General features: G+C 47.9%; 11 protein-coding genes. 8 read left to right on the forward strand and 3 right to left on the reverse strand.

What is annotated here, in order from left to right:
* Positions 1-116: 116 nt before the first annotated feature.
* Positions 117-1,784, forward strand: coding sequence for a M1 family metallopeptidase (locus tag HB364_RS15590; protein WP_167289151.1), 1,668 nt, complete (start codon positions 117-119; stop codon positions 1,782-1,784).
* 118 nt (positions 1,785-1,902) lie between these two features.
* Here HB364_RS15590 and HB364_RS15595 read toward each other — a convergent pair whose 3' ends face one another.
* Positions 1,903-2,322, reverse strand: coding sequence for a DUF3574 domain-containing protein (locus tag HB364_RS15595; protein WP_246228498.1), 420 nt, complete (start codon positions 2,320-2,322; stop codon positions 1,903-1,905).
* A 158-nt stretch (positions 2,323-2,480) separates the two neighbouring features.
* Between HB364_RS15595 and HB364_RS15600 the strand changes: the two genes are divergently transcribed.
* The 5 genes from HB364_RS15600 to HB364_RS15620 all read left to right on the forward strand — a co-directional run bounded on the left by HB364_RS15600 (position 2,481) and on the right by HB364_RS15620 (position 9,697).
* Positions 2,481-3,032, forward strand: a complete 552-nt coding sequence (locus HB364_RS15600; RefSeq protein WP_167289152.1) for a DUF6934 family protein — start codon at positions 2,481-2,483, stop codon at positions 3,030-3,032.
* A 608-nt stretch (positions 3,033-3,640) separates the two neighbouring features.
* On the forward strand, positions 3,641-4,747 hold the full coding sequence (locus HB364_RS15605; protein ID WP_167289153.1) for a DUF4856 domain-containing protein: 1,107 nt from the start codon (positions 3,641-3,643) through the stop codon (positions 4,745-4,747).
* Positions 4,748-4,852: 105 nt separating this feature from the next.
* The gene (locus HB364_RS15610; RefSeq protein ID WP_167289154.1) at positions 4,853-5,938 is read left to right on the forward strand and encodes an imelysin family protein; all 1,086 of its coding nucleotides are present in this window, start codon (positions 4,853-4,855) and stop codon (positions 5,936-5,938) included.
* Positions 5,925-7,289, forward strand: a complete 1,365-nt coding sequence (locus HB364_RS15615; protein ID WP_167289155.1) for an HTTM domain-containing protein — start codon at positions 5,925-5,927, stop codon at positions 7,287-7,289. The genes HB364_RS15610 and HB364_RS15615 overlap by 14 nt, the downstream gene beginning before the upstream one ends.
* A complete protein-coding gene (locus HB364_RS15620; RefSeq protein WP_167289156.1) occupies positions 7,286-9,697 on the forward strand; it encodes a TonB-dependent receptor in 2,412 nt (803 codons plus the stop codon). Before HB364_RS15615 ends, HB364_RS15620 begins: the two co-directional genes overlap by 4 nt.
* On the opposite strand, the gene HB364_RS15625 is transcribed toward HB364_RS15620, so the two are convergent.
* Positions 9,682-10,380, reverse strand: coding sequence for a response regulator transcription factor (locus HB364_RS15625; RefSeq protein WP_167289157.1), 699 nt, complete (start codon positions 10,378-10,380; stop codon positions 9,682-9,684). The genes HB364_RS15620 and HB364_RS15625 overlap by 16 nt on opposite strands.
* 72 nt (positions 10,381-10,452) lie before the next feature.
* Here HB364_RS15625 and HB364_RS15630 point away from each other — a divergent pair, with 72 nt between their 5' ends.
* Together HB364_RS15630 and HB364_RS15635 are read left to right on the forward strand one after the other, a co-directional pair.
* On the forward strand, positions 10,453-10,746 hold the full coding sequence (locus HB364_RS15630) for a YiaA/YiaB family inner membrane protein (protein ID WP_246228499.1): 294 nt from the start codon (positions 10,453-10,455) through the stop codon (positions 10,744-10,746).
* Between the two features lie 54 nt (positions 10,747-10,800).
* Positions 10,801-11,430: a hypothetical protein gene (locus HB364_RS15635; RefSeq protein ID WP_167289158.1), complete on the forward strand. Its 630-nt coding sequence runs from the start codon at positions 10,801-10,803 to the stop codon at positions 11,428-11,430.
* A gap of 5 nt (positions 11,431-11,435) precedes the next feature.
* On the opposite strand, the gene HB364_RS15640 is transcribed toward HB364_RS15635, so the two are convergent.
* Entirely contained in the window at positions 11,436-13,127 is a 1,692-nt protein-coding gene (locus tag HB364_RS15640; protein ID WP_167289159.1) for a tetratricopeptide repeat protein, read from the reverse strand.
* Positions 13,128-13,408 lie beyond the last annotated feature (281 nt).

Raw genomic sequence — 13,408 nt, forward strand, 5'->3', positions numbered from 1 at the left:
CTGCAAAGGTAAGGAAAAAATTGTCTTGTTGCCGTTCCTCCAACAAGTTAATTTCCGTATCAAACAGGGTAAATTCTTCCTCTTTATTGTAGCCATCCAATTCTATATTTGGTTTCATGAACAGGACCCTCCTCATTGCTATCAGTTGCCTCTTTTTCTCCCTGTATAGTGCTGCCCAGGCCGGCCGGCAAAAGGTATTCACACTGGCCGATACCTTGCGTGGCAGCCTCACGCCCGAAAGGACCTGGTGGGATATACAACGGTATGATCTTTCCGTAAAGCCGGATTACAATACCAAAACCATCAGTGGGGTGAATGAAATCACTTATAAAGTGACCGGCTCCAACGCCCGGATGCAGATCGATATGCGGGAACCCCTGGTCATTGATAGCGTGCTGTTCAACCACAAAACGTCTTTATCCTTTGCCAAAGAGGGTACTGTATGGTATATCCAGGCGCCAAAACAGTCCCTGAATGCCATCAATTCTGTAGCCATCTATTACCATGGCCAGGCGCATGAAGCAGTGCGCCCACCCTGGGACGGCGGATGGACCTGGACCACCGACTCTCTCAAGCGTCCGTGGATGACAGTAACCTGCCAGGGATTGGGTGCTTCCATCTGGTATCCCTGCAAAGACCACCAGAGCGATGAGCCCGATAAAGGCGCCAGTCTTACCATGACCGTACCCGACACACTCGTGGCGGTAGCCAATGGAAGGCTCCAGTCTAAGAAAGTGAATGGCGATGGCACTACTTCCTGGAAATGGGCGGTCGTAAATCCCATCAGCAACTATTGTATCATACCCTACATCGGCAAATATGTCAACTGGAGTGAAGTGTACAAAGGGGAGAAGGGGAATCTTGATGTAAACTACTGGGTATTGGATTATAACCTGGAAAAGGCGAAGGTCTACATGCCGAAAGAAGTAAACAATATGCTGCATGCATTTGAACATTGGTTCGGACCCTATCCGTTTTATGAGGATGGGTACAAACTCATTGAAACCTCCAATACAGGTATGGAGCACCAGAGTGCAGTATCCTATGGTAACTGGTTCAAGCCTGGTTACCGCGGACGGGACGGTTCAGGCACGGGCTGGGGTATGAAATGGGATTTCATCATCATCCATGAAAGCGGGCATGAGTGGTTTGGCAACAACATCACCACCAACGACCTGGCCGACATGTGGGTGCATGAAGGATTTACCAACTACAGTGAAACCCTTTTCATTGATTACATCTTTGGAAAGGAAGCGGCCAATCAATACAACCAGGGTATACGGCGCGGTATCCGCAATGACCGGCCCATCATTCCCGACTATCATGTCAATGCACAGGGCAGTGGGGATATGTATCCCAAAGCAGGCAACATGCTGCATGCCATCCGGCATAGCCTGGATAATGACAACCTGTGGCGCAATATACTGCGGGGACTGAACAAACAATTCTATCACCAGACGGTCAACTCCACACAGGTAGAAAAATACATCTCTACCAACGCAAAGTTTGATTACGGTAAAGTCTTTGATCAGTACCTGCGTACCGTACAGCTACCTACATTCGAATACTACTTCAGCGATGATAAAAAGAAAGTGTTTTATCGCTACGCCAACTGCATAGAAGGATTCAACCTGCCGCTGGTATTGAAAGACAAAACCACCGTGCTGAAAATAAAACCTACTGCGCAATGGCAGAACCTTTCACTGAAGGGCGACCAGGCTGCACTGTTCGATAAAGCAGCCATTGAAGCTATGTACTACCTCACCGTTACCAATGGGCGTTGAACATTGTATATTTGGTGAAGGGCGGTTTGCTCCGACAGATATATGATTACATTTCCCCGCAGTGTCTCTTTCGTGCTGCGGGCCTGCGCATGGCGAAGGGCGCTGCGGCCTCGTTGCCTTAATGCCTCAATGCCTCGTTGCCTCTTAACGCCTCCAACCACATCCTTCCCTTCACATCCATCCTCAGCACCGCCTGCTGCTGGTAGCGTTGCATATATACCTGCATCAGTGTATCCAGGTGGGCCTGCCGCTGTCTGCTTTTCTTACCGATGAACGTCAACACCTTTGTCTGTTCTGTGATCGTAGTATGCAGTTGGGTGTCGCGCCATTTGCCGGTAGCATCTCTTTCAGTATAACCTTCCGGGAACCGCAGGGCTACCACGCTGTCGCTGAACCATTGCCATTGTTCTTTGGACACCTGTCCGCCACCGGGAATATTGAGGCCAAAATACAGATCAGTCCGCCGGGTGGTAGCGCAGGCGCTCAACAGCAATAACAAAACGGCAATAATCGTAACAGGTTTAATAGTTGTCATCATACCGCAAAGTTGCTGTGCCGTTCTGCCACCTCCAATGCTTACTTAGCGGCTGGCAGCAATCAACCAATAATTAGCAACCTGTACCGAACAGCTTGTAAAACTGGTTTAAATCTATTGACGCGATTGTCACGTATGTATACTAACCTTCTTACCACAATATGAGCAGTTTAGGAAATAGATATCACTTACAGGAACAAAAATCCGAACAGGATCTTAAATTCTTTTTTATAAGTAAAGGACAGCAGGATGTGGTTAAAGTAATTCAATACTCTTTCATACAAAAGATATTTGACAAGAGCGTTTATAACCTTGGATTTGGTGATTATGATATCGTTATGGATACTATTATAGATGATGTCAATACTAATAATGGCGACGCTTTTAAGGTTCTGAATACGGTGTTAAGTACTATTCCTCTGTTTTTTGAAAATTATGAAGGTTGTGTGTTAATGGTGCAGGGGAGCGATGGAAGGCCTGAATTTATTGAAATATGCAGGCAGAAATGTGTGAAGAAATGTAAGGACGAATGTAAGAACTTTAATAGGAGAATTAACATTTATAGCTATTATGTGAACAAGAGTTATGAGCAATTAGCCGTTGATTATCAGTTTTTTGGCGGCCTGAAGAATGGAGAGGGGTATACAGTTTTAGAAGCGTACAAAGTAGGTAAAAAGTATGATTCAGTACTATTAGTAAAAAGAAATGATTAACTTCACGATATGAAGACTAAAGAAAATAAATCAAAGAAAATGGTAAAGGTGCCGGAGGCCGGGTTACTGTCTTTAGTAGCTTCAAAGCTTAAAGACAGGACCTTATTTCCTAAAAAGGTAGAGCATGCAAAAAAGTATTTGCAAAAGGTAAAAACTTCGAATTAATAAACTTCACTTCAATACATTAAAAAGGCGTCAAAATGTTGACGCCTTTTGTTTTTGATGGAAGCTTTGCATCCCAATAGTTTAATACTAGTAATTATCCTTCCAATCCTCAAAATCCACCTAATCAGGTTCAGTCAAATTCTAAACTTCCCGCCACTTCACTGTCATATTCCCTTCTTTTTCTAAATTATTGCGGATTAGTGCGGGTTAATTGTGAAATAATTCGTATGAGTTTGGCCACCATTGCCGGATGAATACCTGGTATAGGCCTGTAAAGCCCTGTGAAGGGCAGGTCCCCAGCGCTGTGCACCAAGTATTCTAAAGCAATTCTGAATTTACTGTCATTGAGATGTCACTATAAGCCCTCTGCTGCTCTTTTTACTCATCTCGTAAGAGCGCGCGTAAGCCACTAAATAATTTTGCGGAAAATAATTAACCGACAAATGGCAAAAAGACTGCTCTATCTCTTATCTGCGACTGTTTTATTTGTTTCTGCCACCTCCTGTAATAAAGACGACGACGATACCATACTTCCTTATACCGTGCCGGATACCTATACTTTCGATAACACTGAATACAAAGAAGCGGCTGCCAGGATCAGCATGTGGGTAGGCTATACCGGGCTGCTGGGCAAATCCAACGGCCGCCAGTTGAGCCAGGATACTGTCAACAACCTGTGGAACAATACCAACAACTCCTTTACAGCAGAAACTGCCGCCGGCATACCTTATACGTATGACGTGCTGAATACCCTGTCTTATAACCTGGCCGGTAAAACCGCCGATGCTGTTGCCTTCAAGGCGCTGGCCGATTCCATGGTAAAGGTGAGCCAGTACTACAACACCACAGCATCCAAGGGTGTAGCTGGTAAAATAGGCAGCCGGATATTCAACTACACCGGGCTGGAATTCAACCAGGCCATAGCCAAAGGTTTGATGGGCGCCCTTACCCTGAGCAATGTCATCAGCATCCTGGATAAAATACCAACCGACGATAACAATACCGTAGTAGCTGGTTCCGGAACAGCCATGCAGCACAACTGGGACCTCGCTTTTGGATATGTTGGCATACCTAAGAATTATGATAGTGCAAAAGCCTATACCAGTGCTGATGTAGACAGGCCATTTGCTCTCGGTGGCTATTTCCGCGAAAGGGGCCGCTACCTCAAAATAGGTGGCACTGTATTCGAAGCCTTCAGAAAAGGCCGTGCAGCCATCGCTGCAAAAGATTATGCTGTGCGCAACCAGGCCATTGCCACCATCAAAGAATACCTGGAAAAAATGCTGGCTGCTGCAGGATATTATTATATCACGGCTGCTCAAACACAGACTGAACTGTCGGCCAAGTTCCATGGATTGTCCGAAGGCTATGGTTTTGTATTGGCACTGAAATACCGGGCTGCCAACAGCAAGCTTACTACAGCCAACTACCAAACCTTATTAGACCTGATCAAAACAGATTTCTATACATTGGCTGAGGATGCCAGCAACACCAAGCTCAAACAGGCGCAGGCTATTTTCACCAACGCCTATGGGCAGTTGCAACCCTAAGCCGGTACACACCAGTAAACCATATTCACGGCAGGCCCACTGATCCACATCAGGGGCCTGCCTTTGGCTTTAAAAAATGAGTATCAAAACAACGTTATAATCATCATGAACAGGAAGCTTTACAGATCAGGGATTGTAGGCGCGGCGCTGGCCGCTGTGGTCTTGTACGCCTGCAGCAAGGGGGGCAACAATGATAGCGGCACAACCGGCAACGATACTTTCAAATCGGAAATGCTGGTCAACTATGCCGATAATATTATCATACCGGCATACGCGAACCTGCAAACAAAACTGGGACTACTGGAAACCAGTATCAATGCTTTTATTGCAGCGCCATCAGTGGCCACACAAACAACTGTGAAAGGATCTTTCAAGGATGCTTATCTCAGTTTTGAGGGCGTGTCTGCAGCTTACTTTGGCCCGGCCGCTGCTATCCTGCTTAATAATTACATCAATACCTTCCCCGCCGTGCCTGCCAAAATAGAAGCAGGCATTCAATCCGGCACCTACAACTTTACCATACCGGTTGCATCCGACAGCATACAGGGTTTCCCGGCCCTTGATTACCTGCTGTTCTCTGCAGATGCAGTACAAAAGTTTTCGGATGCCGGCGCCGCCAACCGGAAAAAATATGTACAGGATGTTATTGGCAGGATAAAATCACTGGTGGCCAATACGCTGGCGCAGTGGAATGGCGCCTACCATCATACCTTTATCAACTCACTCAAAACAGACGTCGGCAGCTCCATTGGCAGCCTCGTTAATCAACTGGCTTTTGAAATGGATGCCATGAAAGGTCCGCGCATTGGCTGGCCCTTTGGCAAGCAATCCAACGGGATCGTATTTGCCGATAAATGTGAAGGATACTATGCTGGCATTACAGGCGAGCTGGCCGTAGCCAACCTCACCAGCCTTAAAAACTATTTTACCGGAGGTGCGGGCAAAGGCATAGATGATTACCTTATCCTGCTGAAGAAAAACCAGCTCAATACGGATGTACTGGCGCAGTTTGAGGTGGCGCTGAATGCCCTCAAGGCTATCCCGGCGCCCATGTCGGCCGCATTTGCCAACAATGCCACCCTGGTGGAAGCGGCGTATAAAGAAGTGCAGAAATTATTAACGCTTATCAAAACTGATGTGGCCTCTGCTACAGCGGTACAGATAACCTACATGGATAATGACGGGGATTAAAATGGAGGCTGCCGGCAGGCCCGTTTCTATTGCGCCGCTGGTAACCTTCCGCATGGTATTCGGACTGCTGATGTTGCTTAGTATCCTGCGCTTTTGGTGGCGGGGCTGGGTAACCTCTGTCTATGTACTGCCCGATTTTCATTTTACCTACTGGGGCTTTGAATGGGTGCAGCCGCTGGGTAACACCGGTATGCACCTGCTCTTTGGGGTTATGGCGCTCTCGGCCCTCTTGCTGGCCATCGGTCTTTGGTACCGCATAGCGGCCGTTGTATTTTTTCTCAGCTTCACCTATGTGGAGCTGATAGATCTTACCACTTACCTCAATCATTACTACTTCATCAGCCTCATCGCGTTCATCATGATCTGGCTGCCCGCCAACCGTCATTATTCCGTTGATGCATGGCTGCGTCCGCAGATACGGAGAACGCAGGTGCCGGGCTGGACCATTGGCCTGCTGCGTTTTCAACTGGCAGTGGTGTATATCTTTGCCGGGCTGGCCAAGCTGGATGCCGACTGGTTACTGCAGGCAGAACCTATGCGTACCTGGCTGCCCTCCAAAAGCCACCTGCCCCTTGTAGGAAAGTATATGTATGCTACCTGGGTAGCCTACCTCTTCTCCTGGTTCGGGGCTGTATATGATCTCTTCATTGTCTTCTTCCTGCTCAATAAAAGAACAAGGCCCGTAGCGTACGGTTTCGTGCTTGTCTTTCACATCGCCACCGCCATCTTCTTTCCCGGTATTGGCATGTTCCCCTATGTTATGATTGCGGCCAGCCTCATCTTCTTTTCCGGCAGCTTCCACGAAAAACTATTGTCCCGCCTGCCTTTTTACACCAGTATGTCCAGCCTGCCGGCAACCCGGGAAGCCTATCATTTCAAATGGAATAAGCCGATGGAGATAGCCATAGCAGTATACATACTCTTGCAGCTCATCATTCCATTGCGTTTCCTTGCTTACCCCGACCGGCTTTTCTGGAGCGAGGAAGGCTACCGTTTTTCCTGGCGCGTTATGCTCATGGAAAAATCAGGGGCTGCTTACTTTACCGTAAAAGACAGTGCTGCGCGCAGCGGCTATACCGTCAATAACCAGGAATTCCTGACCCCTATACAGGAGAAAATGATGAGCACCCAGCCGGATATGATCCTCAAATATGCTCATCACCTTGCCCGGGAATACAAAAAAAGAGGGATGCAAAACCCCGAAGTATATGGGGAGGTGTATGTATCGCTCAACGGAGAACGCTCACGGTTATTCATAGATTCTACCGTCAACCTCGCACAGCAGCAGTTGGGTTGGCATCATTATACATGGATATTACCCTATAAACCATCAATAACAGCGAACAAATGAGAAAGTGGCTTTTGATAATGATTTGCAGTTTGATCACTGTAACCACCTGGGCGCAACAACCGCAGCAATTCACCCTTAGCGGTACCATCCAGGCAGGTGATGAAACCCTCGTCAATGCTTCTGTGCAACTATTGCCGCTTGCGGCTACCACACTTACCAATGACCATGGCTACTTCCGGTTTGCCAAACTGGCGCCGGGCAGTTACAGCATCAAAATAACCGCACTGGGCTTTAAGGAATACAGCGATAGTATAACCATCTCCAATAAAAGCATTGCCCTCGCTATCAGCCTTACGGCAGCCGGTGCGCAAAACCTCGAAGCCGTGTTGGTGGTATCAAAGAAACAGGAAGCTGTCTCAGGTAAGCTCAGGGATGTGGCCGGCACCGCCATCTATGCCGGTAAAAAAACAGAGCTCATCAACATGCGCTACATCAACGGCAATCTTGCTACCAACAATACCCGCCAGATCTATGCGCGTATTCCCGGGCTCAATATATGGGAGTATGACCGCGGCGGCCTGCAGTTGGGCATCGGTGGCAGGGGGCTTAGTCCCAACCGTTCCTCCAACTTCAACATCCGGCAAAACGGATACGATATCAGTGCCGATGCGCTTGGTTATCCCGAAAGTTATTATACACCATCGGCAGAAGCGCTCGACAGGATCGAGATCATCCGTGGGGCGGCCAGCCTGCAATATGGTCCGCAGTTTGGCGGGCTCGTCAACTTCATCATGAAGGAAGGCCCCCGCGAAAAACCCATAGAGTTTACTACCCGCCAGTCTGCAGGCTCTTTTGGTTTCTTTAATTCCTTCAACAGCATAGGCGGCACCATTGCCAATAAGAAACTCAATTACTATACTTTTTACCAATACAAAAAAGGCGACGACTGGCGGCCCAACAGTCACTACGATCAGCACAACGCCTACCTGCACCTTGCCTACGATTTCACGCCACGGCTGAAAGTGACCGCAGAATACACCTTCATGAAATACCTGGCGCAGCAGCCCGGCGGTCTTACCGATGCACAGTATAAAGAAGATCCTTCTGTATCCGTGAGGGCCAGGAACTGGTTCCGGGTGAACTGGAACCTCATCAGCCTCACGGCTGATTATGCTTTCAGCGAACATACCCGGCTCAACTGGCGCAATTATACCTTGCAGGGTGGGAGGGATGCAGTAGGCATCCTGTCGTACATCAACCGACCCGATTATGGGGGCAACAGGGATCTGATGACTGACAAATACAACAACTGGGGTTCTGAACTGCGCTTCATTCACCAGTACAACCTGTTCAACAACCAGGCAAGTACCTTCCTTGTAGGGACCCGTTATTACAAAGGGCTTACCACCAGGAAGCAAGGTGATGCCAATGATGGCGCCGGTGCAGACTTCTACTTTTTAGGCCCCGAACCCAACAGGTCGCAATACCGTTTCCCGGGCACCAATCTCGCTGCCTTTGCAGAGAACATCTTCCGCATCAATAAATACTGGAGCATTACCCCCGGCATCCGCTTTGAGCACATTAATACCAAAGCCGAAGGGTACTATTACAAGCAGAACATCTTTATTGATGATGAGAAAATTGAGGAAACAAAATCCAATCCCCGTTCCTTTGTGTTGCTGGGCATCGGCACTTCCTGGAAATTTAAAAATGGGGCAGAGTTGTATGCCAACATTTCACAGAACTATCGTTCCATCAACTTCAATGATATCCGGGTAGTTAATGCGAACGCGAAAGTAGACCCTGACCTGAAAGATGAAACCGGTTTCAATATAGACCTGGGTATACGGGGCAACTACAGGAACTGGCTGTATGCAGATCTCAGCTTCTTTTACCTTCAATACAACAACAGGATCGGTTCCATCTTTACAAGAGATACCAGCTTCATGACCTACCGCCTGCGTACCAATGTGTCCGACAGCCGCAACATGGGCCTCGAAGCCCTCATTGAGGGCGATATCCTGAAAGCTATTTACCAGGAAAAGGCAAAATACAAGCTCAGCCTGTATACCAGTCTTTCACTCATTGATGCCAAATACATTAATACAAAGAATACGGCCATTGCCGACAAACTGGTGGAGAATGTGCCGCCTGTATTGGTGCGGGCCGGCTTGTCATTTGGTAATCCCCGTTTCAACGTTACCTGTCAATATGCTTACCAGGCGAAGCAATACTCCGATGCTACCAATACCGAGGAAACACCGACGGCAGTGGATGGCGCCATTCCCGCCTTTAGTGTAATGGACCTCAGTCTTAGTTACAACTGGCGACAGTTCACCCTGTACACGGGTGTCAACAATATAACAGATGAAAAGTACTTTACACGCCGGGCAGATGGCTATCCCGGACCTGGTATCCTCCCGGCTGATAAAAGGAACTTCTATGCCACCATTCAGTTTAAATTATAGGTGAGCCGGTAGCCGATACCATATACTGTTTCAATCAGGTCATCGCAGCCTGCAGCCTTTAGTTTCTTCTTCAGGTTTTTGACATGCACATACAAAGCGCTGAAGTCGGCGGGCGCTTCCGGGGTGCCGGTGGAGAGGTACCGGGCCAGCGTGTTTTTGGAGATCACTTTATTCTTATTCAGGGCCAGGTGCAGCAGCAGGTCATATTCCCGGCGGGTAAGGCCTATTACCTCGCCTTGCATCGTTACCATTCGTCCTGGTATATCAATCATCAGCTTATTGAAGCTGATATGTTCATGGCCTTCCAGGTTTTCATTCCGGATGATCCGGTTGAGCTGTTCATCAAGCCCTGGCAGGGTATAGGGCTTGGTCAGGGTGGCCATGCCGAGCCCTTCCATCTTGGCAGGGGTAACAACAGGGTTGGGCGCAAAGGTCAGCACCGTTTTCTTATCCAGTTTAGATTGCCGGAGAAACCGCAGCAGGTCAAGCTCCTGCTGGTCGAGGAGGGCTATATTGTACACAATAACATCATAATAATGAGCGGCCAGGGCCTCCTGCGCGGGAGCCGGGGAGCGGTACATTTCACACCAGTGCCCTTCCGATTTCAGGAATTGCGCAACATGGCTGCTCAGTACTCCATCATTGTCTATGACCAGGATCTTCATGCCAATTAATACGGGCAAAACAAAGAATGGTTTCTAAAGGAATTCTGAAGAAGCCAATTTTCCCGGAAAACAAATAGCCATACTGTATTAATGTTTGGCCTGTTCTCCGCCATCTCCGTTCAAAAAGCAGTACGCGATCAGTTGGAAGGCATACCGGTTACTAACCTGTATTATGGTATTGCCTGGTTTACCACGCTCTTATCCATCTTACTGCTCACCATTGGCCTTTGGAATGCCGATCTTACCAAAAGCGAAAAAGGCTTTTATGCCATGGCATTCACCCTCAGCATCTTTGCGGCCATTGCTGTACAAAAAAATACAAGGGATGTAAAAGCCAGTCAGCAAGACGGGAACAACAGCCCCGGTAACAATACAGAAAAGTAATTAAACCTTTTAGTTTTACATTCGTCCTATCATTACCTTAAACAAAAATCTGTCATGAAACGCTCCCTTATCCCTGGATGTCTTGCCGGAATGCTGTTTTTCCTGGTAAATGCACCCACTGCCATTGCTCAAAAGACAAAAGACATTTTTTCTCCCGACATGCCACTTACTTATTTTGGGGTAGACTTTTCTGAAGCAAGGATAATAGGAGGGACTCCTGCCAAAACATCGGATTTTGCGGGTATCAACAACCTGATCGTTAATGAAACGAAAAAATATGATCTGCCGGCTGTTTTCCAAAGATCATCGGTGACCGTTGATATCAAGGCGGTGAATAAAAAGAACGCAACGATCAATACTGCCGCTATTAAGTCTTCCAATGTCAGTGACTTCAACAGGCTTAAAAAGGACGATGTATATAAGATCATCAAAGGATATAATTGGGGCAATCGTAAAGGCATAGGAGTATTGTTCATTATGGAAGGAATGAGCGCCACTGGAAAGGTTGCCTCTATGTATGTTACTTTCTTTGACATCGCTTCCAAAAAAGTATTGCTTACAGAAGAGATGACTGGCGAAAATGGCGGCTTCGGTTTCCGCAATCGCTGGGCAACTTCCCTCTACAATGTGATGGAAAAGGTCAAAAAAACAAAGTATAACGAATGGAAAGCGGCTAATCCGTGATCCTGTCAATCCTTCAAATTCTGCAAGATCCTGGTTCTGACTATCTCTAACTCCGGTCTCCTGCTCCCGGCAGTATCTGCCACTGCCAGCAATTGCCGGTAATAATAACCGGCCTTTTCCAGGTTCCCGGTTTTTTGGGCCGCCAGTCCGGCCCCATATAATCCGTTAAAACGATTGGGATGCTTTTTCAGGTCTTGTTCGTAAGCTTCGAGGGCTTTATCAGGACTATTGAGTTGCAATAACAGGTCGCCTAAGAACTCTCTGGCCGGGATTACCTCACCGGGTGTCACAGGATGCTTTTCGGTCTTGTCTTCCAATTCAGCCGCCAGGGTCATACTGCCCAGTGCTTGCTCCTGCCTGCCTGCTTTCCAATGTATCCAGGCTTCACCTGTTTTGATCTGTATATCCACCTGGTTGGCTTTGTAAATATCTTTTTGCGCTATCAGGGTATCCTGTATCTGTTTCAGTACCTGTAGTTCGGTATTAGCGGCCTCCTTATTGCCGGTATGGACAGCACCCATGAGGCGGGTGAAGTGGACAATGGCTTTAGGCCAGGGATGATCATTCCATACCAGGTTGGCAGTGGGTGGCTTCAGATCCGCGGCTTCCTTCCAATATCTATTTTCCAGCAAAAAGCGGGAAGGAATAGCGGCAAAGGCATAAGCTACTTTAAAATTAGCAGGGTGAACTTCGCGAATCGCGTTAAGATTATCTAACAGTTGTTTTGCCCGGGTATTATCACCTTTTTGCAGGTACGCATAAACGAGGTAGTCCATGCCATGTAACTCTTCATCCCAATGCTCCTTCCCGATTGCCTGTGCGTAGCATTGAGCGGATGAAACGGAGGCCAGGTTCGATTGAATATCTTCATCCCACAGTCCCAGCCTGGTAAAAATATGGGAAGGCATATGCAGGGCATGCGCCGAAGAGGGGGCTACAGAAGCATATTTCCTGGCAGCCGGCAGGGCGAGGGTAGCCAGTTCGGGCGCATCATACGTGTGAATAAGGTAATGCACGATGCCTGGATGGTTGGGCTCACCGGGGAAAAGAGCCTGTAAAATAGCGCCGGCTTTCCGTTGTTTTTGGAACGTTTTATCAGCAGGGTCAGCCGCCGCATTCAATGCCAGGGCATACAGGGCCGCTGCCTCATGGTCATCCGGCCAGGCTGTATATAATTTTTCCATGGCCTTTTCAAAGTTGAGACACCGGCTGCGATGGTCTACCTTCTCCCAGTTTGCATAAAAAGCGGCAATAGCGTCAATATAAGCCGCTTCTTTTTTTGATAGAGGAAGGGCCTGTGCTATGGCAACGGCTTTGCTGCCCTTGGTGAGTTCTGTTACGGAAGGGGGCGTCCAGAGGGGATGGAAATTGCTCATCGCTATGCCCCAGTAAGCCATGGCGCAGGAGGGCTGCTCGTCAATAATACCGGCAAAAACCTTTTCTGCTTCATCATATTCAAAGGAATGAAGCAATTTCAAACCAAGGGTAAAGGCTGCTTTCACAGTAGCGCTGCCGGCAATGGCAAAGGTCACTGAACCAAATTGTTGTGTGGTAGTTCCACAGGAAATAAGGTCGCCTCTCTTAAGGTCCAGCGCGCTGATCGCCTCCGGGGCAGGCGCTGTATTTTTTCCCCTGCACGAAAAGGTGGTGGCATAAAGCAACACCCATAACATCCGTTGTAAGAAAAGCCATTGCATACAAATCGTATTTAGGTGATTCAATAAACGGGCGGATTAATGGCGGGGAAATACCAAAGGGCGGATAAGAGGCGGCAGGGAATGGCACGAAGGTAGGAATAATCACGAACCCGCAAACCCTGCACCTGTGGGCATTCCGTAGTATCAATAAGCGCCTGCTCCCAACTAAATTAAAATATATTTCGTATATTTTAATGTCGGGAAGCCGAAAGGCAGCCCGTTCTGCCGGAGTCTAAATAATGCATTTTCTCATATTAGCAGTTAGTTTTGGTCGGCCTGGG

The organism is Paraflavitalea devenefica, assembly GCF_011759375.1.
GTDB lineage: Bacteria > Bacteroidota > Bacteroidia > Chitinophagales > Chitinophagaceae > Paraflavitalea > Paraflavitalea devenefica.

Bases quoted from the DNA above. Each gene is read 5' to 3' on its own strand.
- HB364_RS15590 (WP_167289151.1), top strand. From the start codon at position 117: ATGAACAGGACCCTCCTCATTGCTATCAGTTGCCTCTTTTTCTCCCTG.
- HB364_RS15595 (WP_246228498.1), bottom strand. From the start codon at position 2,322: ATGATGACAACTATTAAACCTGTTACGATTATTGCCGTTTTGTTATTG.
- HB364_RS15600 (WP_167289152.1), top strand. From the start codon at position 2,481: ATGAGCAGTTTAGGAAATAGATATCACTTACAGGAACAAAAATCCGAA.
- HB364_RS15605 (WP_167289153.1), top strand. From the start codon at position 3,641: ATGGCAAAAAGACTGCTCTATCTCTTATCTGCGACTGTTTTATTTGTT.
- HB364_RS15610 (WP_167289154.1), top strand. From the start codon at position 4,853: ATGAACAGGAAGCTTTACAGATCAGGGATTGTAGGCGCGGCGCTGGCC.
- HB364_RS15615 (WP_167289155.1), top strand. From the start codon at position 5,925: ATGACGGGGATTAAAATGGAGGCTGCCGGCAGGCCCGTTTCTATTGCG.
- HB364_RS15620 (WP_167289156.1), top strand. From the start codon at position 7,286: ATGAGAAAGTGGCTTTTGATAATGATTTGCAGTTTGATCACTGTAACC.
- HB364_RS15630 (WP_246228499.1), top strand. From the start codon at position 10,453: ATGTTTGGCCTGTTCTCCGCCATCTCCGTTCAAAAAGCAGTACGCGAT.
- HB364_RS15635 (WP_167289158.1), top strand. From the start codon at position 10,801: ATGAAACGCTCCCTTATCCCTGGATGTCTTGCCGGAATGCTGTTTTTC.
- HB364_RS15640 (WP_167289159.1), bottom strand. From the start codon at position 13,127: ATGCAATGGCTTTTCTTACAACGGATGTTATGGGTGTTGCTTTATGCC.